Annotated in this window: 20 protein-coding genes and 1 tRNA gene; 10 read left to right on the top strand and 11 right to left on the bottom strand. The window is 66.6% G+C overall.

The annotated features are described in order from the left end of the window. Positions 1–148 precede the first annotated feature (148 nt). Genes DDT93_RS08065 through DDT93_RS27110 form a run of 3 tightly spaced genes read left to right on the top strand, consistent with a single transcriptional unit; the run spans position 149 to position 2,010 of the window. Entirely contained in the window at positions 149–982 is an 834-nt protein-coding gene (locus DDT93_RS08065; protein ID WP_109465288.1) for a hypothetical protein, read from the top strand. Further along, a complete protein-coding gene (locus DDT93_RS08060; protein ID WP_332872687.1) occupies positions 979–1,704 on the top strand; it encodes an endonuclease/exonuclease/phosphatase family protein in 726 nt (241 codons plus the stop codon). The genes DDT93_RS08065 and DDT93_RS08060 overlap by 4 nt, the downstream gene beginning before the upstream one ends. Before the next feature lie 12 nt (positions 1,705–1,716). Continuing rightward, a complete protein-coding gene (locus DDT93_RS27110) occupies positions 1,717–2,010 on the top strand; it encodes an endonuclease/exonuclease/phosphatase family protein (protein ID WP_332872686.1) in 294 nt (97 codons plus the stop codon). Here the strand turns inward: DDT93_RS27110 and DDT93_RS08055 are convergent. Then, the gene (locus tag DDT93_RS08055) at positions 1,960–2,877 is read right to left on the bottom strand and encodes a sugar nucleotide-binding protein (protein WP_109465287.1); all 918 of its coding nucleotides are present in this window, start codon (positions 2,875–2,877) and stop codon (positions 1,960–1,962) included. The genes DDT93_RS27110 and DDT93_RS08055 overlap by 51 nt on opposite strands. A gap of 98 nt (positions 2,878–2,975) precedes the next feature. Between DDT93_RS08055 and DDT93_RS08050 the strand changes: the two genes are divergently transcribed. The 4 genes from DDT93_RS08050 (at position 2,976) to DDT93_RS08035 (ending at position 6,754) form a co-directional block, all read left to right on the top strand. Then, on the top strand, positions 2,976–3,872 hold the full coding sequence (locus DDT93_RS08050) for a LysR family transcriptional regulator (RefSeq protein WP_109465286.1): 897 nt from the start codon (positions 2,976–2,978) through the stop codon (positions 3,870–3,872). A gap of 139 nt (positions 3,873–4,011) precedes the next feature. Beyond that, positions 4,012–5,118, top strand: a complete 1,107-nt coding sequence (leuB, locus tag DDT93_RS08045) for a 3-isopropylmalate dehydrogenase (RefSeq protein ID WP_109465285.1) — start codon at positions 4,012–4,014, stop codon at positions 5,116–5,118. A 146-nt stretch (positions 5,119–5,264) separates the two neighbouring features. After that, complete coding sequence (gene zigA / locus DDT93_RS08040; protein WP_109465284.1) at positions 5,265–6,476, top strand: zinc metallochaperone GTPase ZigA; 1,212 nt, start codon at positions 5,265–5,267, stop codon at positions 6,474–6,476. Next, on the top strand, positions 6,473–6,754 hold the full coding sequence (locus DDT93_RS08035; protein ID WP_109465283.1) for a DUF6525 family protein: 282 nt from the start codon (positions 6,473–6,475) through the stop codon (positions 6,752–6,754). The genes zigA and DDT93_RS08035 overlap by 4 nt, the downstream gene beginning before the upstream one ends. A 4-nt stretch (positions 6,755–6,758) precedes the next feature. Here the strand turns inward: DDT93_RS08035 and htpX are convergent, their stop codons facing one another. Continuing rightward, the gene (gene htpX / locus DDT93_RS08030) at positions 6,759–7,745 is read right to left on the bottom strand and encodes a zinc metalloprotease HtpX (protein ID WP_109465282.1); all 987 of its coding nucleotides are present in this window, start codon (positions 7,743–7,745) and stop codon (positions 6,759–6,761) included. A gap of 267 nt (positions 7,746–8,012) precedes the next feature. Between htpX and DDT93_RS08025 the strand changes: the two genes are divergently transcribed. After that, entirely contained in the window at positions 8,013–8,966 is a 954-nt protein-coding gene (locus tag DDT93_RS08025) for a DMT family transporter (protein WP_109465281.1), read from the top strand. Between the two features lie 55 nt (positions 8,967–9,021). Then, positions 9,022–9,098: transfer RNA gene (locus DDT93_RS08020), tRNA-Pro, on the top strand. Positions 9,099–9,397: 299 nt separating this feature from the next. Here the strand turns inward: DDT93_RS08020 and katG are convergent. Then, complete coding sequence (katG, locus tag DDT93_RS08015; protein ID WP_109465280.1) at positions 9,398–11,575, bottom strand: catalase/peroxidase HPI; 2,178 nt, start codon at positions 11,573–11,575, stop codon at positions 9,398–9,400. A gap of 183 nt (positions 11,576–11,758) precedes the next feature. Here katG and DDT93_RS08010 point away from each other — a divergent pair, with 183 nt between their 5' ends. After that, complete coding sequence (locus DDT93_RS08010; RefSeq protein WP_109465279.1) at positions 11,759–12,679, top strand: hydrogen peroxide-inducible genes activator; 921 nt, start codon at positions 11,759–11,761, stop codon at positions 12,677–12,679. Between the two features lie 67 nt (positions 12,680–12,746). Here DDT93_RS08010 and DDT93_RS08005 read toward each other — a convergent pair whose 3' ends face one another. Genes DDT93_RS08005 through DDT93_RS07970 form a run of 8 tightly spaced genes read right to left on the bottom strand, consistent with a single transcriptional unit; the run spans position 12,747 to position 21,356 of the window. Beyond that, a complete protein-coding gene (locus DDT93_RS08005; protein WP_109465278.1) occupies positions 12,747–13,730 on the bottom strand; it encodes a sialic acid TRAP transporter substrate-binding protein SiaP in 984 nt (327 codons plus the stop codon). Between the two features lie 21 nt (positions 13,731–13,751). Beyond that, positions 13,752–14,636 carry an SMP-30/gluconolactonase/LRE family protein gene (locus DDT93_RS08000; RefSeq protein WP_109465277.1) on the bottom strand — a complete coding sequence of 295 codons (885 nt, stop codon included), beginning with the start codon at positions 14,634–14,636 and terminating at the stop codon, positions 13,752–13,754. 8 nt (positions 14,637–14,644) lie between these two features. After that, on the bottom strand, positions 14,645–16,534 hold the full coding sequence (locus tag DDT93_RS07995) for a bifunctional sugar phosphate isomerase/epimerase/4-hydroxyphenylpyruvate dioxygenase family protein (RefSeq protein WP_109465276.1): 1,890 nt from the start codon (positions 16,532–16,534) through the stop codon (positions 14,645–14,647). 4 nt (positions 16,535–16,538) lie between these two features. Further along, on the bottom strand, positions 16,539–17,834 hold the full coding sequence (locus tag DDT93_RS07990) for a TRAP transporter large permease (RefSeq protein ID WP_109465275.1): 1,296 nt from the start codon (positions 17,832–17,834) through the stop codon (positions 16,539–16,541). Next, positions 17,827–18,348, bottom strand: a complete 522-nt coding sequence (locus tag DDT93_RS07985; protein WP_109465274.1) for a TRAP transporter small permease — start codon at positions 18,346–18,348, stop codon at positions 17,827–17,829. The genes DDT93_RS07990 and DDT93_RS07985 overlap by 8 nt, the downstream gene beginning before the upstream one ends. Positions 18,349–18,402: 54 nt before the next feature. Next, complete coding sequence (gene dctP / locus DDT93_RS07980; RefSeq protein ID WP_198654805.1) at positions 18,403–19,389, bottom strand: TRAP transporter substrate-binding protein DctP; 987 nt, start codon at positions 19,387–19,389, stop codon at positions 18,403–18,405. Positions 19,390–19,449: 60 nt separating this feature from the next. Beyond that, on the bottom strand, positions 19,450–20,436 hold the full coding sequence (dctP, locus tag DDT93_RS07975; protein WP_109465273.1) for a TRAP transporter substrate-binding protein DctP: 987 nt from the start codon (positions 20,434–20,436) through the stop codon (positions 19,450–19,452). A 29-nt stretch (positions 20,437–20,465) separates the two neighbouring features. Further along, on the bottom strand, positions 20,466–21,356 hold the full coding sequence (locus DDT93_RS07970) for a shikimate dehydrogenase (RefSeq protein WP_232825396.1): 891 nt from the start codon (positions 21,354–21,356) through the stop codon (positions 20,466–20,468). Positions 21,357–21,447 lie beyond the last annotated feature (91 nt).

Genomic DNA, 21,447 nt, shown 5'->3' with positions numbered 1-21,447 from the left:
TTTCCCGAATGGTGACGGCTTGAGCGGTTGGCTGAATTGCGGCACAAATAAGGCCAAAATGAGGCAAGCCGCCCGAATAGAGGTGGGACTCAAAGTGGACAAGGTTTCGGCAAAGCATCGTGCCTGTCCAGTTTGAAGGGATCGGACAGTGTTCGCACGCGTAACGGGCGCAGCAATGCGCGGCATCTTGGTGGCACTGATGGTGGCAACGCCTTCGTTGCTGCTGCCGAGCTATACGTCCGAGTCCCCGGAAATGATTGCGTTGCTGGCGATCCTCGCCGCTGTCCTGACCTTTGCCGAATACAACACCGCCTTTCCGAGCTTCATCGAGTTCCGCGACGCGCCGCCGCTGAATCGCCTGCGCTTTGTCGCGCTGTTCTCGATGTTTCTCGTGCTGTCGCTGATCGCGCTGCACCGTTACGAGCCCTCGGCGCTGACGACGCTGGCCGCCGGTCTGGGCGGGATGATCGGCTATTACACCGATTTCCCCTATTCCCCGGTGCATCTGGTGATTCTTATGCTGCCCGAGGATGCCTCGGTCCAGCTGGTCGACAACGTGCGTATCGCGGCGGGCGTGAGCTACGTGATCGCGCTTCTGGCGATCCTCGCCTTCCTGTTCTCGCTCAAGGTCATGGGCTGGCCGACCCACCGTGGGCCGTTCAACGTCTGGGTGAACCTGCCGCTGTTCGACCCGACCACGGGCGGCGACGTGGTGGTGCGGATGCAGCGGGATGGCAAGGTGAACATCATCGTGGGCTTCCTGCTGCCCTTTATCGTGCCAGCGGTGGTCAAGCTGGCGGCGGATTACGTGAATCCGATCAAGCTCGACGATCCGCAGACCCTGATCTGGGCGATCAGCGCCTGGGCATTCCTGCCAGCCAGCATGGTGATGCGGGGCGTCGCGATGGCGCGCATCGCGGAGCTGATCGAGGAAAAGCGCCGCCGGGTCTATGCCAACGCAGAGGCGGCGCAGACCGCATGAGGTTCGGGCGCGCCGCCGTCGCCCTTCTGAGCTTTGTCACCGTATCCACGCCCCTTGGGGCGCAGACCGTCCGCATTGCCACATTCAACGCCGAACTGAGCCGCGAGGGGCCGGGGCTGATGCTGCGCGACATCCGGGCGGGGGACGCACAGACGGCTGCCGTGGCCGAGGTGATCGCGCTGGCCCGGCCCGACGTCATCGCCTTGCAGGGGATCGACTGGGATCTTGACGGTGTCGCCTTGTCGGCGCTGGCGGAGGCTGTTGCGGAGAGGGGTCTGGTGCTGCCGCACAGGTTCGCCGCGCAGCCCAACGCGGGGCTGGCGAGCGGGCTGGACCTCGACGGCGACGGGCGGCTGGGCGGGCCGGGGGATTCGCAGGGCTATGGTGCGTTCACGGGGCAGGGCGGGCTCGCCGTGCTCTCGCGGTTGCCAATCGGGGAGGTGCGCGATTTCAGCGCCCTACTCTGGGCGGAGCAGCCGGGGGCGCGGTTGCCGGTGCACGCGGATGGCATGCCATTCCCCTCGGCCGAGGCGCAGGAGGTTCAGCGCTTGTCGTCCACGGCGCATTGGGTGGTGCCGGTGATGCTGCCGGATGGATCCCGCCTTGATGTGCTGACCTTTCATGCGGCTCCGCCGGTCTTTGACGGGCCGGAGGACCGCAACGGGTTGCGCAATGCGGACGAGATCGCGCTGTGGGGCCGCTACCTCAACGGCACGCTGTGAGGCCCGGTCTCGGTGCCCTTCGTGCTGGCGGGTGATGCGAACCTCGACCCCGACCGAGGGGAGGGCCGGCGCGAGGCGATCCGCGCGCTGCTGGCGGACGAGAGGGTACAGGATCCGCTGGCGGGTGTGGATACCGTGGTCTGGGAGGGTGTGGGGGCAAGGCGGGTGGATTATGTCCTGCCCTCTGCCGGATTGCGCGTGGCGGGCGCGGGCGTGGTCTGGCCCGCCCCGGACGAGGCGGGCCATGCGGCGGCCCTAGTGGCGAGCCGCCACCGCCTTGTGTGGGTCGATGTCGCCGCCGATTGACGCGCCCGGGATGTGGGCGATGCCCGAGGCCAGCGCGACCTCCAGCGGTGTGTCGCGGAACTCGGGCAGGAGCTTGCGGAACAGGGTGCCGTCCAGCCGGTGCGGGGTTTCCCAGAGGTAGCGCATTTCGAGCAGCCGGGGCGCCATGCGCCAGAACGGGCGGGCCAACTGAAGCTGCCAGTAGGGGAAGGGTTGCAGCCGGATGTCGCGCCCTGTGATGCGGGTCAGCGTGCGGACAAGATCATTGCCGGTCAGCGTGTAGCCGGGGAAGGGGATGTCGGCGAAGGCCGGGAGTTCCTCGCGCTTTTCGGCCAGGGCGACCGTGGCGCGGGCCATGTCGGGCAGGTAGGCCCAGGCGTGGGCGATGTCGGGATTGCCGGGGTAGGTAAACCGGCCCTTGGCAAGCGGCTTGGTCATGATCATGTCGAACCAGTTGCCCGAGGGCCGGGTGTCGATGAAATCGCCCGCGCGCAGGACGATGGTGCGGATCCCTGCGGCGCGATAGGCGGCTTCCATCTCGACCCTGATCCGGCCCAGCAGGTTCCCCGCGGCGTGGCGCGAGCGTTCGCTCCAGGGTTCGGGCGTGGCGGCGCCAAAGACATAGACGTTGCCGGGGATGATGACCGTGGCGCCGGTCTTGCCCGCGACCTCGATCACCTTGCGGGTCAGTTCGGGGACGTCCTGCGCCCAGTCGGTATAGGCGGGGTTCCACGCGTTGACGATGACGTCCGCGCCCCAGGCGGCGCGGGCGAGGTCGCCGGAGTTGCGGTCGAAATGGCGCACGGTCCAGCCGGCCTCGGCAAAGGCGTCAGAGGCATTGCGGCCAAAGCGGCCGCGCGCGCCGAGAATGAGAACGGTCCTGGTCATCTTGGCCCTCCATTGGGTTGCTTGGGATGACCTGAACCTATCCATTCACGGCGAACGAGAGAATTGCATGAAATCGGAGGTGTGGTATTCATTCGTGAATGGATGCCGCGCTCCCTTCAACCGACTGGTCCCTGATTCAGGCCTTTCTGGCCGTGGCCGACACCGGCTCGCTCTCTGCTGCGGCGCGGCTGCTGGGACAGAGCCAGCCGACCCTTGGCCGCCAGATCCGGACGCTGGAGGAAAGCCTCGGGACGGCCCTGTTCGACCGGCACGCGCGGGGGCTTTCCCTGTCTGAGGCGGGGGCGGACCTGTTGCCGATGGCGCAGGAGATGCGGGACGCGATGCAGCGGCTGAACCTTGCCGCCGCCGGGCGCTCGCAGGCGCCAGGCGGCACGGTCCGGATCACCGCGAGCGTGTTCATCTCGCATTACGTGCTGCCGCCGATCCTTGCCGGGATCCGGGCCGCCGAACCGGGGATCGACCTGGTGCTGATCCCGACGGACCGGGCCGAGAACCTGCTGTTCCGGGAGGCGGACATTGCGGTGCGGATGTACCGGCCTGAACAGCTGGACATCGTCGCGCGGCACGTGACGGACGTGGGGATGGGCACCTTTGCCGCCAAGAGCTATCTCGACAGGGCCGGGCGCCCGACGAGTCCCGAGGACCTGTTCAAGCATGACCTGATCGGCTTCGAGACCAGCGACCTGATCGTGCGGACCATGCGGGCGCTGGGCTGGACCGTGGCGCACGATGCCTTTGCCGTGCGCTGCGACAACCACGCGGCCTGCTGGGAGCTGCTGCGGGCGGGCTGCGGGATCGGGTTCGGGCAGGCGAGTGTCGGCCGGGCCGATCCGACGGTGGAGGAGCTGGACCTCGGGATCACCATTCCGGGGCTGGAAGTCTGGCTGGCCGCGCACGAGGCAATGCGGTCCACCCCGAGGGTGCGCCGGGTGTGGGACCTTCTGGCGGCGGGGCTGAAGGCGTCGCAGGCGTGACATGGCCGCCTGAGAGGCCGTTAAGGGCGCCGGATCAGCGGCTTGCGGGCCTTGTACCCAGCGCGATTGGCCGATCCACATTGACCCTCCGTCCACTCCGCGCTAGGCCAGCGCGGAACATTCGAGGAGCGCTTGCATCATGTCCAACCCTTCCCTTCTGATCCTTCCCGGCGACGGTATCGGCCCCGAGGTCATGGCCGAGGTCCGCAAGATCATCGGCTGGTACGGTGACAAGCGCGGGCTGGTCTTCGACGTGAGCGAAGACCTCGTCGGCGGCTGCGCCTACGACAAGCACGGCACGCCGCTGCACGACGACACGATGGCCAAGGCTCAGGAAGTCGACGCCGTCCTGCTGGGCGCCGTGGGCGGCCCCAAGTACGACAACCTCGATTTCAGCGTGAAGCCCGAGCGTGGCCTGCTGCGCCTGCGCAAGGAAATGGACCTCTACGCCAACCTGCGCCCGGCCCAGTGCTTTGACGCGCTGTCGGACTTCTCTTCGCTGAAGAAGGACGTGGTGGCCGGTCTGGACATCATGATCGTGCGCGAGCTGACCTCGGGCGTGTACTTTGGCGAGCCCCGTGGGATCATCAAGGAAGGCAACGAGCGCGTGGGCATCAACACCCAGCGCTACACCGAGAGCGAGATCGCCCGCGTGGCGCGCTCGGCCTTTGAACTGGCCCGCAAGCGCAACAACAAGGTCTGCTCGATGGAGAAGGCCAACGTGATGGAATCGGGCATCCTGTGGCGCGACGTGGTGACCGAAGTGCACCAGGCCGAGTACAGCGATGTCGAGCTGAGCCACATGTACGCCGACGCCGGTGCGATGCAGTTGACCCGCTGGCCCAAGCAGTTCGACGTGATCGTCACCGACAACCTGTTCGGCGACCTGCTGTCGGACCTCGCCGCGATGCTGACTGGCTCGCTGGGGATGCTGCCCTCTGCCTCGCTGGGTGCGCCGATGGAAAACGGTCGTCCCAAGGCGCTCTACGAGCCGGTGCACGGTTCGGCTCCGGATATCGCGGGTCAGGGCAAGGCGAACCCGATTGCCTGCATCCTCTCCTTCGCGATGGCGCTGCGTTACAGCTTCGACAAGGGCGACGAGGCGGACCGCCTCGAGAAGGCCGTCGAGAAGGTGCTGGCCGACGGTCTGCGCACGGCCGACCTGCTGGGCGCCGAGGGCGTGAGCCCGGTGTCGACCAGCGAAATGGGCGACGCGATTGTCGCGGCGCTGGACGCGACGCTCTGATCGCTTCCGATCGCTGATTTCCGAACGGCGGGGGCCAAGCCTCCGCCGTTTTTCGTTTTGATGGGCGTTCCCGGGCGCCGGGCCCTTGCGTCATGCCGTCTCGTATGATTGTTATGTTATAACATAACTGATGCGAGAGATGCCCAATGTCCGATTCCCGCCTGCCCGTCACCGTCCTGTCCGGCTTTCTCGGGGCCGGTAAGACCACGCTGCTCAACGCCGTGCTGAATAACCGCGAGGGCCGCCGGGTGGCGGTGATCGTCAATGACATGTCCGAGGTGAACATCGATGCCGACCTTGTCCGGGACGGCGGCGCGGACCTGAGCCATACCGAGGAAAAGCTGGTCGAGATGACCAACGGGTGCATCTGTTGCACCCTGCGCGATGACCTGCTGACCGAGGTTCGCCGCCTCGCAGGGGAAGGGCGGTTCGACTACCTGCTGATCGAATCCACCGGGATCTCGGAACCCTTGCCGGTGGCGGCGACATTCGAGTTTCGCGACGAGTCGGGGCAGAGCTTGTCGGACGTGGCGAGGCTGGACACGATGGTCACGGTGGTCGACGCCGTGAACCTGCTCGCCGACTACTCGAGCCACGACTTTCTGGCCGATCGCGGCGAGAGCCTTGGCGAGCAGGACGCGCGCACCCTCGTGGACCTGCTGGTGGACCAGATCGAGTTCTCGGACGTGGTGGTGCTGAACAAGGTCGGCGCGGCGGGCCCCGAGCGGGTGGACGCGGCGCGCAAGATCGTCACGGCGCTGAACCCGGATGCGCGTATCGTCGAGACCGACTTTGGCAGGATCGCTCCCGACGACATCTTCGATACCGGACTCTTCGATTTCGAGACAGCGCATGAGCACCCGCTCTGGGCCAAGGAGTTGTACGGTTTTGCCGACCATGTGCCGGAGACCGAGGAATACGGTGTCTCGTCCTTTGTCTACCGGGCGCGGCGCCCGTTCCAGCCGGAGAAGATCCACGCCCTGCTGACCGGAGACCTGCCGGGGGTGATCCGGGCCAAGGGGCACTTCTGGATCGCGACCCGGCCGGATTGGCTGGCCGAGTTCTCGCTGGCCGGTGCGCTGAGCAGCGTCCGCCCGATGGGGCGCTGGTGGGCGACGGTGCCGCAGGAGCGCTGGCCCGACCATCCGCAGGCGGTGGCCTACCTGCGCCAGCACTGGCAGGAGCCCTTCGGAGACCGCCGGCAGGAGCTGGTCTTTATCGGGGCGGGCATGGACCGCGAGGGGCTGATCGCGGCGCTGGAGGGCTGTCTCGTCGAGGGGGGAGACGTGTTTGCACCGGAGGACTGGGCTGGGCTGCCCGATCCCTTCCCGGTCTGGCGCGATGCGGAGGCGGCATGAGGCGCAATGGCGGCAACAGCAGCCTGCGCCGCAGGCGCCGCCCTGGCGATCCGATGGAGGGGTTCGACCGCCTGCCCGCTGAGTTGAGGGGCTGGCTGCGGGAGGCCGCGCTGCCGTGGTCGGCCCAGTCGGCGCTTAGGGTCTGGCGGCGGGTGCTGGCCGAAACCGGCGGGGATGTTCAGCGCGCGCGGCTCTCGCTGGACCGGGTGCAGGCGCGGCGGCTGTCGCGGGATGCTCTGGCAGTCTGGGGCCCCGGCCATCCGGCCAGCGCCCCGTGACGGCTCAGCGCCATGGCCCCTTGGACCCGGAGCGACCCTTGCCGCGCGATACGCGGGGGATCGAGCTGCTGCCGGCCTCCGGCCCGCCCTGCCAGTCGCGCGGGGCGTTCTGGGCGGGCGCAGGGCGCGGCGAGGGGGCAGGGCGCGCCGAGGCCCCCATCTCGCCCGCCATGGCCCGCAGCGCGGCGACCCGGTTCTCGGTCGCGGGGTGGGTCGCGAAGAGGTTGTCGCGCTTGTGGGCGTGCAGCGGGTTGATGATGAACATATGCGCGGTGGCCGGGTGGGCCTCGGCCGCGTCGTTGTCGATGCGCGAGGCGGCGCTCTGGATGCGCTCCAGCGCCGAGGCCAGCCAGAGGGGCTGTCCGCAGATCTCGGCCCCCGCCTTGTCGGCGGCATACTCGCGGGTCCGGCTGATCGCCATCTGCACCAGCGCGGCCGCCATCGGGGCGAGGAACATCATCGCCAGCGTGCCGAGCATGCCCATCCGCTCGCGGCTGCCGCCGAAGAAGAGGGCAAAGTTCGCCAGCATCGAGATGGCACCGGCGAAGGTGGCGGTAACGGTCATGATCGCCGTGTCGTGGTTGCGGATGTGCGCCAGTTCGTGCGCGATCACGCCCGCCAGCTCTTCGCGCGAGAGGCGCTGCAACAGCCCGGTGGTCACCGCGACGGCGGCATTCTGCGGGTTGCGTCCGGTGGCAAAGGCGTTCGGCTGGGGCGTGTCGATCAGGTAGACCTTGGGCTCGGGCAATCCGGCGTTCCGGGCGAGGCCGCCGACGAGTTCGTTCAGCCCAAGCTCGTCGCGCGGCCCGACGAACCGCGCGTTGTGCATTCTCAGCACCATGCGGTCGGAGTTCCACCAGGTGTAGGCGTTCATGCCGCCCGCCACGATCAGCGCGAGCAGCATCCCTCCGGTCCCGCCCAGCAGGTAACCGATACCCATGAACAGGGCGGTCATCGCCGCCATCAGCAGGGCCGTCTTGAAATATCCCATCAGCCTGTCTCCGGTGTGCCGCCAGCAGGGGCGGCTGACTTGGATATAGGTGCTGTGCGCCCGGCCGCAACGCGCCCTTTGGCCCCGATCCGCGGATTTCGGCGCGTGGGCCTAACCGGGCAGCGGCGCGGGAATTCTGGAAACCGGGCGGATTTGGGCCAGTTAAGTGGGGTCGTGGCGCAGGTTACGCTTGCAGCATTCCCGGGCGCGGGTTGAATGGCAGGGGCGATCTCGCCGGATCACGACGAAAAACCAATGGACTCAGTCATGAAAAGCCAGACCAGCGGTATCCTCTTCGCGCTGCTCGCCTTTGCGGTCTACGCCGGCCACGATACCGTGGTGAAACTGCTGGGCGGGGGCTACTCGCCGTTCCAGGTGGTGTTCTTCACCGCGCTCTTCTCGTTCCCGCTGAGCACGCTGATGATGATGCGCGACCCCAAGCCCGGGACGCTGAAACCGGTCCACCCCTGGTGGATGGCGGTGCGCACCGTGGGCGTGGTGATCGCCACCGCGACCTGCTTCTACGCCTTCTCGGTCCTGCCGCTGGCGGATACCTACGCCATCCTCTTTGCGACCCCGATCCTGATCACCCTCTTCGCGATTCCGGTGCTGGGCGAGAAGGTGCGGCTGCGGCGCGGAATCGCCATCGTGGTGGGCCTGATCGGCGTGGTCATCGTGCTGCAACCGGGCAACGCCGACCTGACGCTGGGCCATGCCGCGGCGCTGCTGTCGTCGGTCTGCGCCGCGCTGGTGGCGACCATCGTGCGCAAGATCGGGCGCGAGGAGCGCTCGGTGGTCATGCTGCTCTATCCGTGGATCGCGACCTTCACGATCATGGGGCTGACGCTGCCGTGGTCCTACCGCCCGATGGAGGGCGTGCACCTTGCCATGAACGCGGGGCTCGCGGTTCTCGCCTTTGCGGCGCTGCTGATGATGATCGAGGCCTACAAGCGCGCCGAGGCGGCGCTGGTGGCGCCGATGCAGTATTCGCAGATGATCTGGGCCATCTTCTACGGCTGGCTCCTGTTCGACGAACTGCCTGATCTCGCGACCTTTCTGGGTGTCGGCCTGATCATCGCCTCGGGGGTCTACATCGTCTTCCGCGAAGCGCGTGGGGGTGCATCGGAGAACCAGCCGGTGCTGCGCACCAAGACCCGGGCAGGCGGCTCCGGCGGGCCCCGCGTGGGGACGGCGCAGAGATTCCTGAGAATGGCGAGATGATTGATCGGAGGCCCTTGCCAAAGGTCGCGGTTCCATGTACTGCGCCCGTCACGGTCGGAGTGTAGCTCAGCCTGGTAGAGCACTGTCTTCGGGAGGCAGGGGCCGGAGGTTCGAATCCTCTCACTCCGACCAATGAACAAAGGCGCCCTTGGGCGCCTTTTTCGTTTTCCGGTCATTGCGTGGAAATCGCCGTTCTCGGAGCGCCTAGGGGGCGCTGTCGGGTGCCGTTTCTTCGTCAGTTGCCGACTGCGAAAGTGCAGCTACACCATTCGCCCCGTGGAGCGTATGGCCACCCGCCCGGGGCGCAGATCAATCGAGTTTCTAGGGGAGAGGCCGTGCCGGTGGCGCGCAGGCAGCGCGGAACGGGGACGGGGGTGCGTTGACGCGGGGAACCTCCCCGCGCGGCTGGCGCGGGGAGGCGGAGCTGGCGATCAGGCCAGGTCGTAGCGGTCTGCGTTCATGACCTTGGTCCAGGCCGCCACGAAGTCCTTGACGAACTTCTCGGCGTTGTCGTCCTGAGCATAGACCTCGGCATAGGCGCGCAGGATCGAGTTGGAGCCGAAGACGAGGTCGACGCGGCTGGCGGTCCACTTGACGGCACCGGAGACGCGGTCGCGGATCTCGTAGGTCTTCTTGTCTTCCAGCGGGACCCAGCTGTTGGCCATGTCGGTCAGGTTGACGAAGAAGTCCTGCGTCAGCGCGCCGACCTTGTCGGTGAAGACGCCGTGGCTGGTGCCGCCGTGGTTGGTGCCCATGACGCGCATGCCGCCGATCAGGCAGGTGGCTTCGTGGGCGGTCAGGCCCATCAGCTGGGCGCGGTCGAGCAGCATCTCCTCGGGGGAGACCACGTAGTCGGCCTTTTCCCAGTTGCGGAAGCCGTCGGCGAGCGGTTCGAGCGGCGCGAAGGATTCCGCGTCGGTCATCTCGTCGGTGGCGTCGCCCCGGCCCGGTGCGAAGGGCACCGAGATGTCATGGCCCGCGGCCTTGGCGGCCTTTTCGATACCCACGTTACCGGCAAGGACGATGGTGTCCGCGAGGGAGGCACCGGCTTCCTTGGCCAGCGGCTCGAGCACGGCGAGCACCTTGGCCAGACGATCGGGTTCGTTCCCGGCCCAGTCCTTCTGCGGGGCAAGGCGGATACGGGCACCGTTGGCGCCGCCGCGCTTGTCCGACCCGCGGAAGGTGCGGGCGCTGTCCCATGCGGTCGAGACCATGTCGGCGAGGCCGAGGCCGGAGGCCGCGATCCTGGCCTTGAGGTGGCCGATGTCGTAGTTCACCGGGCCGGCGGGGATCGGGTCCTGCCAGATCAGGTCCTCGGCCGGGACGTCGGGCCCGAGGTAGCAGGCCCGGGGGCCCATGTCGCGGTGGGTCAGCTTGAACCATGCACGGGCGAAGGTTTCCGAGAAGTACTCGGGATCGGCCATGAACTTCTGGCAGATGGCGTTGTAGATCGGGTCCACCTTCATCGCCATGTCGGCGTCGGTCATCATCGGCATGGTCTTGATCGAGGGATCCTCGACGTCCGGCGACATGTCCTCTTCCTTGATGTTCACCGGCTTCCACTGGTTCGCACCGGCGGGGGACTTGGTCAGTTCCCACTCGTGGCCGAAGAGCATGTCGAACCAGCCCATGTCCCACTTGGTGGGGTTGGTGGTCCAGGCGCCTTCGATGCCGGACACCACGGTGTCACGGCCGATGCCGCGGCCCTTGGTGTTCATCCAGCCGATGCCCTGGAATTCGACGTCGGCCTCTTCCGGATCGGGCGAGAGGTTGGCGGCCGAGCCGTTGCCGTGCGATTTGCCGATGGTGTGGCCCCCGGCGGTCAGCGCCGCGGTTTCCTCGTCGTTCATCGCCATCCGCTTGAAGGTCTCGCGCACCTGCGCGGCGGTCTTCATCGGGTCCGGCTGGCCGTTGACGCCCTCGGGGTTCACGTAGATCAGGCCCATCTGCACGGCGGACAGCGGGTTGTGCATGGTGTCCGGGCGGGTGAGGTCGTCGTAGCGGCTGTCGGACGGCGCCAGCCATTCCTTTTCGTCACCCCAGTAGGTGTCTTTCTCGGGGTGCCAGATGTCTTCGCGGCCGAAGGCAAAGCCGAAGGTCTTCAGGCCGGCAACTTCGTAGGCGATGGTGCCCGACAGGATCATCAGGTCGGCCCAGGAGATCTTGTTGCCGTACTTCTTCTTGATCGGCCACAGGAGGCGGCGGCCCTTGTCGGTGTTCACGTTGTCCGGCCAGGAGTTCAGCGGGGCAAAGCGCTGGTTGCCGGTCCCGGCACCGCCACGGCCGTCGGCCAGGCGATAGGAGCCGGCGGCGTGCCATGCGACGCGGGCGAACATGCCCACGTAGGAGCCCCAGTCGGCCGGCCACCAGTCCTGGCTTTCGGTCATCAGCTTGCGCAGGTCGTCCTTGAGCGCCTCGACATCGAGTTTCTTCAGCTCTTCGCGGTAGCTGAAGCCGGTGCCGAGCGGGTTCGACTTGACGTCATGCTGGTGCAGGATGTCGAAGTTCAGCGCGTTGGGCCACCAGCCGGTCACGGTGGAGCCCATCGCGGTGTTCCCGCCGTGCATCACCGGGCATTTCCCGCCTTTTGCGATATCGTTTCCATCCATGGGTCTTCTCCTTTGCCTGGAATGCGAAAATGGGATGTTCTTCGAACCCGGGAGCGGGCCGCGCGTGTCATGCCTCCCCGCGGACGCGCCCTACGAATCTCCACCCAGATTATGCGCCATTTCTAACATTCGTTTGGAATTATTGTAATTTGCATTTTGTAATACTCGTGATAACTTCAGATTATGATAAACATCACCATGAAACAGCTTCGCTACTTCGAGGCGCTTGCGCGGCATCGACATTTCGGACGGGCAGCCGAGGCCTGCGCGATCTCGCAGCCGGCGCTTTCGGTCCAGATGAAGGAGCTGGAAGCGATGTTCGGGGCGCCGCTGATCGAGCGCGGGGCGCGCGAGGTCAGGCTTAGCGGATTGGGCGAGGAGCTGGTGCGGCGGGCCCGCGACATTCTGCGGGCGGTGGATGAACTCGAGGACCTGACGCGCAGCGCCAAGGGCCCGCTGGCGGGGCCGCTGCGGCTGGGGATCATCCCGACCGTCGCGCCCTACCTGCTGCCGGAATTGATCAAGCTGATGGCGCAGAGCTACCCGGACCTCGACATTCGCCCGCGCGAGACGGTGACACAGACGCTGATCCGCGACCTGATCGACGGGCGGCTGGACGTGGCGGTGGTTGCCCTGCCGATGTCAGAGCCGTCGCTGGTGGAGGTGCCGCTGTTCGACGAGGAGTTCGTGCTGGTGCGTCCGCTCGCCGATGCGGCCAAGCCGGTGCCCCGACCCGAGGCGCTGCGCGAGATGCGGCTGCTGTTGCTGGAGGAAGGGCACTGTTTCCGCGATCAGGCGATCTCGTTCTGCAACCTGTCCCCGGCACCGCCCAAGAACCTGATGGAGGGCAGTTCGCTGTCGACGCTGGTTCAGATGGTGGGGGCGGGGATCGGGGTCACGCTGATCCCCGAAATGGCGGTGCCGATCGAGTCGGGCTCTGCCGAGGTATCGGTGGCGCGCCTTCCCGAACCGCGCCCCAAGCGGCGCATCGGCATGGTCTGGCGGCAGTCGAGCCCGCTGGGCGACAAGCTGCGCCAGCTGGCGGAATCCCTGCAGGGGGCCGTCTCGGTCCGCGGGAGCGCGGTGTCGGCGCTCCCGGGCTGAAGGCCGCAAACGACTGCGGCCGGCTCGCTGGAGCCGGCCGCCTTTGACTGATCTGATGCGATAGGGATCAGAGCTTGTTGATCGCGTCCAGCATCCCCTCGGGCCAGGATTCAGAGAGAGAGGACTCGAGGTAGAGCTTCTGGGCGTGCTCCTGGAACGCCTTGACGTCCGGGGTGTAGACCTTGAGCCCCTCGCCCTCGAAGAAGGTGATCAGCTCGGCTTCCTGATCGAGGTACTGCTGGTCGGACCACTCGGTTGCCTTGTCGGCGGCGGCCTGCAGCTTGGCCTGCTGCTCGGGCGACAGCTCGTTCCAGGCCATCGAGGAGATCAGCAGCATGCCGAAGCCCACGTTGTGGCTGGTCATGACGATCTGGTCGGTCACCTCGTAGAACTTCATCGCCTTGTCGTTCGGCAGCGGGTTGTCCTGACCGTCGACGACGCCCGATTGCAGCGCGGTGTAGAGCTCGGTGTAGGGGATCGGCACGGGGTTGGCGCCCAGCGACTTGCCGAGGAACTGCCAGCTCTCGCCGCCCGGCATCCGCAGCTTGACGCCGCTCATGTCCTCGGGGGTCTTGATCTCCTTGTCGCCGCGCAGGTTCACCTGCCGGGTGCCGTAGTAGAAGGTGCCGAGGATCTCGACCTTCAGCTTGTCGCGGGCGATCTGCTTCAGCTGCTCGCCGACCCCGCTGGCGAAGATCGCCTTGAGGTGCTTCTGGTCACGCACCACGTAGGCGGCGCCGAGGATGTCGAACTCGGGGGCCTGCTGGGCGAGGTCCGAGGGCGGCAGGCCGGCCATCTGGATGTTGCCGCGCTGCAGGCCGACCAGTTCGGTGCCCTGCTTCATCAGGGTGGCGCCGAAGTAGGGTTTGAAGTCGAAATCGTCGCCGATCTCCTTGGCGAAGATGTCGGTCATCGCCTTGGAGCGCGGCACGTCGGCGGGGTTCACGTCGGAGAAGATCAGTTCGATCTTGTCCTGCGCCACGGCGCCCGCGGCCAGTCCGAGGACGGTGGCGGCGGAGAGCGCGGCGGTTCGAATGTAGGCAAAGTTCATCAGGGACCTCCCATGATCCTGTCAGGCGTCAAAAAGCTGTTCGGGAACACCCTGGCCGACGCCGTCGATGGCCAGGACCGCCCCGGCCAGCGGCTCGGCGGCCAGCTGATCGGGGGAAAGAAACTTGTTCGCGGAGGTCACGTAGAGCGTCCGCAGGTCGCTGCCGCCAAAGCAGAGGCAGGTGGGGTTGGTGACCGGCAGCGCGATCTCGCGGTCGATGCGCCCGTCGGGTGCATAGCGCACCACCTTGCCGCCACCGAAGAAGGCCTGCCAGAGGCAGCCGTCGGCGTCGATGCAGGCGCCATCGGGGCGGGTGCCGGTCGCGCTGTAATCGGCGAAGACCTCACGGTCGGTCACCACCTCGCCCGAGGCGTCCAGCGTCAGGCGGTAGGTGATGTAGCGGCGGGTGTCGGTGAAATACATGTGCCGCCCGCCCGGGTCGAAGGCGATGCCGTTCGAGACGATGACGTCGCCGAACATCCGGGTCATGCGGCCATCGGGATCGACGCGGTAGAGGCCGCCCTTGCCCTCGCTCAGGCCGTTGTCCATCGTCCCGATCCACAGCTTGCCCTGCGCATCGACGCGCCCGTCGTTCAGGCGGGTGTCGGGCATGGTCTCGTCCGGGGTGGTGGCAAAGAGCTCGGCCTCTCCTGTCTCGGGGTCGAGGAACAGCAGGTCGAGGTCGCGCGCGACGAGGTGCCGGCGCGAGCGGGTGAGGGCAAGGCTGCCGAGGTAGGTCCCGGGCTGCGCCAGCCCGCGTGTCCTGCCGGTCGCGGGATCAAGCTGCCAGAGCGTCGGGCGTTCGATGTCGATCCACCAAAGCACGCCGAGCCGGCTGTCCCAGACGGGGGTTTCGCCAAGTTGCGCACCGGCCTGGTGCACGCATTCGATCCGGGGGGACGTCATCGTGGTACTCATCTGCGGGGAATTCCGGTCGCGGGCATCAGACGGCGCTGGGCGGCGATGCGGAAGGGGGCGTTGGGCGCCCCGTAGCCGCCATAACGCGCCGCACGCTGGACGATCTCGAAGAAGATGCCGTCGCCGAAGGCTCGCGAGTAGATCTGGTAGTAGGCGCCCTGCGCATCCTCGTCGTAGAGGATGTTGGCCGCGCGCAGCCGGGCCACGACGTCGGGCTCCAGCCCAAGACGCGCGGCGAGGTCGTCATAGTAGTTCTCGGGCACCGGGAGCATGGCGAAGCCGTTTGCCTGCAGGGCATCGGCGGTAGCGAAGATATCGTCCGTGGCAAAGGCCACGTGCTGCACCGAGGAGCCGAAGCTGTCGGCGATGAAGCGTCCGGCAAAGGTCCGGTGCGTTTCGGCGCCGTTGAGGGTCACGCGGATGGCGCCGTCCGGGCTCTCGATCGCCTGGCTGCGGACCAGCCCGCCGGGGTCCACCACGTCGACGGTGGCCATCTTCTGCGTCTCGAAGAGCGAGATGTAGAAGAGCGACCACGTCAGCATCTCTTCGTAGTTCATGGTCTGGGCGATGTGGTCGATCCGGGTCAGCCCGGCGCCGGTGTCGTCATTGCCCGCGACCGGCTCGAACTCGATCTCCCAGACGTCGGCAAGGTTGCTGGTACGGTCGATGAAATGCAGCAGGCCGCTGCCCACCCCGCGGATCGCGGGGATTTCCAGCTCGCCCGGGCCGACCGGCTGGCGGAAGGGCGTCGCGCCGAGGGCCTCGGCGCGTTCGACGGTGGCCTGTGCGCTTTCGACGGTCAGGCCCACGTCGCAGATGTTGAGGCCGTGCGCGATGTGCGCGGTATAGGCGAACCCCTCGGGGTCGGTGTTCACCACGATCCGGATCTCGCCCTGCTGCCAGACCTCGACCTGCTTGGCGATATGCTTGCCCGCGAGGTGGAACCCGAGCGAGGTGAGCAGGGTGCGCAGGCCCTGCGCCTCTTCCTCGCTGGCGGCGAATTCGACGAAGGCAAAGCCCTCGGCCCGGATGCGCGGCGGGATCTCGGGGACCTCGACGGCGATGTCCGGCTCGGCCCGCTTGACCTGATCCAGCAGGTAGACGAGCGAGCGGTGCCCATCCAGCGCAATGGCGCGGGGCGAGCCGCCGCGGAACTGGTCGTTGAAGACTTCGAGGCTGAAATGCCCGTTGTAGCCGGTGGCCGCCACCGCGCGGGTAAAGGCGGTCACGTCGAGGTCGCCTTCGCCCGGCATGTTGCGGAAGTGGCGAGACCAGTAGAGCAGGTCCATCTCGATCATCGGGGCATCGGCGAGCTGGACGAAGAAGATCTTGTCGCCGGGGATCGAACGGATCGAGTCCGGGTCGATCTTGCGTCCGAGGGTGTGGAAGCTGTCGACGATGAGCCCGATGTTCGGGTGATCGGCGCGGCGCACCACCTCCCATGCGTCGCGGTGATCCCAGACATGCTTGCCCCAGGCCAGCGCCTCGTAGCCGACACGCAGGCCCCGTTTGGCGGCCCGTTCGCCAAGGGCGCGGAAGTCGCCCGCCATCCGGTCGATGCCACCCAGCGCCTTGGGGTGCACCGAGGAACAGACCAGCACGAGGTCGGTGCCGAGTTCCTGCATCAGGTCGAACTTGCGCTCCATCCGGTCGAAGGCGCGCGCCCGTTCCGGCTCGGGCAGGCCCTCGAAATCGCGGAACGGCTGGAACAGCGAGATCTCGAGCCCGTGGTCGCGCACCATCGCTCCTACCTCGCGCGGGGAGGCGTCGAAGGTGATGAAATCCTGCTCGAAGATCTCGATCCCGTCGAAACCGGCGGCCGCGATGGCCGCCAGCTTTTCACGCAGATCGCCGGCGATGCAGACGGTGGCGATGGAGGTTTTCATGCGCTTACCCCTTGTAGCCCAGCAGGCGCGGCAGCCAGAGCACGAAGTCCGGCACGAAGGTGATGATCGCGAGGGCCACGAAGAGGGCCAGCAGGAAGGGCAGCAGGTCCTTCACGATCTTGCCCAGTGGTTCCTTGGTGATCGAGGACACGATGAACAGCAGAAGCCCGTAGGGCGGCGTGATCAGCCCCAGCATCGCGTTCACCACGCAGACCACCCCGAAGTGCACGAGGTCGATGCCCAGCGATTGCGCCGTGGGGATGAAGATCGGCACGATGATCAGCAGGATCGCCCCGGATTCGAGGATGCAGCCGAGCACCAGGAACAGCAGGTTGATCGCGATCAGGAAGCCGACCGGCGACAGGTCGTACTGGCCAAGGAAGGCGGCCAGCGCGTCGGGCACGTTCTCGCGCGTGACGACGTACTGGAAGGTGAGGGCGCCCGCGATCAGGATACCGACCGTTGCGGTGGACCGGGCCGAGGACAGCAGCGTGTCGTAGAACTGCTTGATCGAGACCGAGCGGTAGAAGATCACCGAGATGGCCAGCGCGTAGAAGGCGGCCACGGCGGCGGCTTCGGTCGGGGTCATCACGCCGCCGTAGATACCGCCGAGCAGGATGACCGGCAGCAGCAGGGCAGGGATGGCGCGGAAGGTGACCCTGGGCATGTCTCGCAGGGGGATCGCCTCGTCCACATCGAAGTTGCGGCGGTGCGCGATGATCAGGTTCATGATCATCAGGACCAGGCCCATCAGCAGGCCCGGTGCCATGCCGGCGGCGAAGAGGTAGCCGACCGACTGGTCCGAGACGAGCGCGTAGAGCACCATAGGGATGGAGGGCGGGATGATCGGCCCGATGGTGGCCGAGGCGGCGGTGATCGCGGCGGCGTAGGAGGCGGTGTATTTCCCGTCCTTGGTCATCATGTTGATGATGATCTTGCCCATGCCCACGGCGTCGGCCACGGCCGAGCCGGACATGCCGGAGAAGATCAGCGAGGACACGACGTTGACGTGCCCGAGCCCGCCCTTGAAGCGGCCCACCAGCGCCTGGCTGAAGCGCAGCAGGCGGTCGGCGAGCGAGCCGATGTTCATGATGTCGGCGGCGAGGATGAAGAGCGGGATCGCCAGCAGCGTGTAGCTGTTGAACAGGCCCTGCAGCAGGGTTTCGGCCGCGATGGAGGGGTCGAACCCGCGCATGGCGAGATAGACGGTGGACCCGCAGATCATGGCGAGGCCCATCGAGAGCCCGCCGAAGGCGAGGAACGCGATCAGCAGGATCGCTACGGTAAACGGATCAATCATAGTCGTGGGTTCCCGCCGATTGGGGCGTGTCGAAAGCCGGGCCGGTGCCGGTGATGCCGCGCCAGATGCTGATGGCGCAGCGGATGATCACCGAGATCATGAAGGGCATGTAGATGGCGAAGACCCAGTCGAAGGGGATCTTCATGTAGGCGGTCTTTTCGATCGCCATGAACTGGACGTAGCCCCAGACTGCCGGGATCGACCAGATGAAGATGCCCGCGCAGATGGTGCCGGTGATGACGTCGAGCGCCCGGCGCGCGCCGCGCGGCAGCGCCGCGTAGATGATGTCGAGCCGGATCACATCGGCCTCGCGGACCACGAAGGCGTAGCCGAAGAGGATGCCCCAGAGCCATGCGATGGACACGAACTCGACGGTCCAGCCCAGCGGCAGGTTGAGCAGGTAGCGGAACACGATCTGGATCAGGAAGCTGAGGAACAGCGCCCCGAGGATCAGCGCCAGAACGGTCTCGGCGCGGCGGCCGGTCCATTCGAACATGTATTTCAGGCGATCCATGATTTTCCCGTTTCTTCGTAGCGGCACCCGCCCCGGGGCGGGTGCCGGCGTTGGTCAGAGGGCGTTGATCCGGTCGAGCAGGCCGTCGGGCCAGTCTTCGGAGAATTTCGAGGCCTTGTAGACATCGAGCACGTGTTCGCGGAAGGCCGCCTTGTCGGGCTCGTAGACCTTCAGCCCCTCGTTCTCGAAGAAGGAGACCAGTTCGGTTTCCTGGGTCAGCACGAAGTCAGCCATGTCGTTCTCGAACTGGTCCGAGCAGGCTTGCAGCTTGTCCTGCTGCTCGGGCGTGAGGCTGTCCCACTTGGACATCGACACGGCGAAGACGTTGTTCGACATGCGGTGCCCGGTCAGGACGATCTGGTCGGTCACCTCGTAGAACTTCATCGACTTGTCGGTCGGCAGCGGGTTGTCCTGTCCGTCGATCGCGCCGGTCTGGAGGGCGGTGTAGACCTCGGTAAAGGCGAGCGGTGTGGGGTTGGCTCCCAGCGCCTCGCCGAGGAACTGCCAGCCTTCGCCGCCGGGCATCCGCAGCTTGATCCCGGCGAGGTCCGCCGGCGTGCGGATTTCCTTTTCGCCCCGGATGTTCACGTGGCGGGTTCCGATATAGGGCCAGGCCAGGATCTTGATCTTGGTCTTTTCCTCCATCGTCGCGACGAGGCCGTCCAGCACGTCACTGTCGTAGACCCGGCGCATGTGGTCGACGTCGCGGAACAGGTAGGCGGTGCCGAGGATCGAGGCCTCGGGCACCTGGTTGTAGAAGTCGAAGATGGCGAGGTTCGCCATGTCGAGGTTACCGCGCTGCATCGCGGTCAGCTCGGTGCCCTGCTTGACCAACGTCGCGCCGTGGTAGGGCGTGAAGTCGAACGCCGCGCCGAGGCAGGCGGCAAAGCCCTCGTCGAGCACCGCGCTGCGCGGGTCGGCGGCGGCCACGGTATCGGAATAGATCAGCGCGGGCGCGTCCCCGGCCAGAACGCTGCCTGCGACGGCGGCGCCCAGCAGGGCCGCGCCAAGGCTGCGCTTGATGAAATGGTCAAATGTCATGGTTTCCTCCCCAATGCATTGAGCGCGGCCCCCGCCCCATATCGGGGGCCGCGCGAGGTCTCAGAGCCCGTTGATCTTTTCCAGAAGCCCGTCCGGCCAGTCCTTGGAGAACTTGGACGCCTTGTAGACCTCGAGCACATGCTCGCGGAATGCTTCCTTGTTGGGTTCGTAGACCTTCAGCCCTTCGCCCTCGAAGAACGAGACGAGTTCGGCTTCCTGCTCGAGAGTGTTCTTGTCCATCGCGTCCTGGAAGGTGCGCGCGCACTCCGAGACTTTGGCCTGCTGGTCGCCGTTCAGGCTCTCCCATTTCTGGCGGGAGATCGAGAAGACGTTGTTGGCGATCAGGTGGCCGGTCAGGATGATCTGGTTGGTCACCTCGTAGAACTTCATCTGCTTGTCGGCGGGCAGGGGGTTGTCCTGCCCGTCCACCGCGCCGGTCTGCAGCGCTGTGTAGACTTCGGTGAAGGCGAGCGGTGTCGGGTTGGCGCCAAGCGCCTCGCCCACGAACTGCCAGCCTTCGCCGCCCGGCATCCGCAGCTTGATCCCGGCGAGGTCCGCCGGAGTCATGATCTCCTTGTCACCCCGGATGTTGACGTGGCGGGTTCCGATGTAGGGCCATGCCAGCACCTTGATCTGGGTCTCGCCTTCGATCTTGGCGATCAGGTCGTCCATCACGTCGCTGTCGAAGGTCGCGCGCATGTGATCGTAGTCCCGCCACAGGTAGGCGGTGCCGAGGATCGAGGTCTCGGGCAGCTGGTTGTAGAAATCGAAGATGGCGAGGTTCGCCATGTCGAGGTTGCCGCGCTGCATCGCGGTCAGCTCGGTGCCCTGCTTGAACAGGGTCGCGCCGAAGTAGGGCTTGAATTCGAACCCGTCGCCGAGGCAACCGGCGAAGGCGTCGCGCAGGATGGTCGAACGGCGGTCGCTTTCCTGCACCGTGTCGGAATAGATCAGTTCGACCTTTTCCTGTGCCGCGACCGACCCGGCGCCGATCGCCAGGGCCAGCACCGCGCCACAGCAGGCGGCGGTGAAGTCTTGGTATTTCATGATGTCCTCCCTTTCATGAATGCCATGTGTCAGCCCGACTGGGTGTCGAACGAACGGAATGCCTCCCACATCCGTGCGCTGTCGGGCTCTCGTCCGGTGAATAGCTTGAAGGCCCGCGCCGCCTGATGCAGCGCCATGCCCGAGCCGGGCAGAACCCGGCAGCCGATGGCCCGCGCGGTCCGCAGCAGCTCGGTCTCGAGCGGGAAATAGACAATATCGGCGACCCAGAGATCGGGCCGCAGGTCGGACGCGGCCACCGGCATGCCCGGGTATTTCTCCATGCCGACCGGGGTGCAGTTGACGAGGCCCTGCGCCGATGCCGCTGCCGCCGACAGGTCCGCAACCGCGCTGGCGCGGCCCTCGCCGTAATGTTCGGTCAGAGTGGCGACCAGCCCCTCGGCCATCTCGGGCGAGAGGTCGGCGACCAGCAGGGTGCCGGTTCCGGCGTCGAGCAGGGCGTGGGCGACCGCGCCGCCGGCCCCGCCGGCGCCGATCATCAGCACCCGGTCCCGCGCCGCGTCGGGCAGGCCGTCACGCAGGCTCTGGCCGAAGCCCCAGTGATCGGTGTTGTGGCCGAACCGCTTGCCGTCGCGGAATACCACGGTGTTGACGGCGCCGACCTTGCGGGCGGCGTCCGAGAGCTCGTCCATCGCCGGGATCATCGCGCGTTTGAACGGGTAGGTGACGTTGAGGCCGTGAAAGCCCTCGCCTTCGAGCAGGTCGAGAATCGCCCCGGCGTCCTCCGGCAGGTCGCGCACCAGCGAATCGACGAGCTGGTAGTCGTAGGGCAGGCCGAGTTCCGCCGCGGCGGCCATGTGCATGCGGGGGGTCCGCGAGGCGGCAATTCCCCGGCCCAGCAGGCCGATGCGCACGGGCGCGTCGCTGTCGTTCATGGCTTGCGAAGTCGCGAGCTGCGGCACGGTCGTCAATCCTCCCCTTGGCCCGCCTCCTCGGCAGGGCCCTCTTGACGGCACAATGTTCTATACGGTTAATTGTGTCAACCAAATGTTC

The sequence above is a fragment of the Albibacillus kandeliae genome, from assembly GCF_003116585.1.
Classification (GTDB): domain Bacteria; phylum Pseudomonadota; class Alphaproteobacteria; order Rhodobacterales; family Rhodobacteraceae; genus Albibacillus; species Albibacillus kandeliae.
This window is presented reverse-complemented; position numbering and strand designations above follow the sequence as displayed.

Coding starts and splice junctions, on each gene's coding strand:
- DDT93_RS08025 (WP_109465281.1), top strand. CDS start 8,013: ATGAAAAGCCAGACCAGCGGTATCCTCTTCGCGCTGCTCGCCTTTGCG.
- DDT93_RS07990 (WP_109465275.1), bottom strand. CDS start 17,834: ATGATTGATCCGTTTACCGTAGCGATCCTGCTGATCGCGTTCCTCGCC.
- DDT93_RS08060 (WP_332872687.1), top strand. CDS start 979: ATGAGGTTCGGGCGCGCCGCCGTCGCCCTTCTGAGCTTTGTCACCGTA.
- zigA (WP_109465284.1), top strand. CDS start 5,265: ATGTCCGATTCCCGCCTGCCCGTCACCGTCCTGTCCGGCTTTCTCGGG.
- DDT93_RS07995 (WP_109465276.1), bottom strand. CDS start 16,534: ATGAAAACCTCCATCGCCACCGTCTGCATCGCCGGCGATCTGCGTGAA.
- DDT93_RS07985 (WP_109465274.1), bottom strand. CDS start 18,348: ATGGATCGCCTGAAATACATGTTCGAATGGACCGGCCGCCGCGCCGAG.
- katG (WP_109465280.1), bottom strand. CDS start 11,575: ATGGATGGAAACGATATCGCAAAAGGCGGGAAATGCCCGGTGATGCAC.
- dctP (WP_109465273.1), bottom strand. CDS start 20,436: ATGAAATACCAAGACTTCACCGCCGCCTGCTGTGGCGCGGTGCTGGCC.
- htpX (WP_109465282.1), bottom strand. CDS start 7,745: ATGGGATATTTCAAGACGGCCCTGCTGATGGCGGCGATGACCGCCCTG.
- DDT93_RS08050 (WP_109465286.1), top strand. CDS start 2,976: ATGGATGCCGCGCTCCCTTCAACCGACTGGTCCCTGATTCAGGCCTTT.
- DDT93_RS08005 (WP_109465278.1), bottom strand. CDS start 13,730: ATGAACTTTGCCTACATTCGAACCGCCGCGCTCTCCGCCGCCACCGTC.
- DDT93_RS08000 (WP_109465277.1), bottom strand. CDS start 14,636: ATGACGTCCCCCCGGATCGAATGCGTGCACCAGGCCGGTGCGCAACTT.
- DDT93_RS08055 (WP_109465287.1), bottom strand. CDS start 2,877: ATGACCAGGACCGTTCTCATTCTCGGCGCGCGCGGCCGCTTTGGCCGC.
- dctP (WP_198654805.1), bottom strand. CDS start 19,389: ATGACATTTGACCATTTCATCAAGCGCAGCCTTGGCGCGGCCCTGCTG.
- DDT93_RS08035 (WP_109465283.1), top strand. CDS start 6,473: ATGAGGCGCAATGGCGGCAACAGCAGCCTGCGCCGCAGGCGCCGCCCT.
- DDT93_RS08010 (WP_109465279.1), top strand. CDS start 11,759: ATGATAAACATCACCATGAAACAGCTTCGCTACTTCGAGGCGCTTGCG.
- leuB (WP_109465285.1), top strand. CDS start 4,012: ATGTCCAACCCTTCCCTTCTGATCCTTCCCGGCGACGGTATCGGCCCC.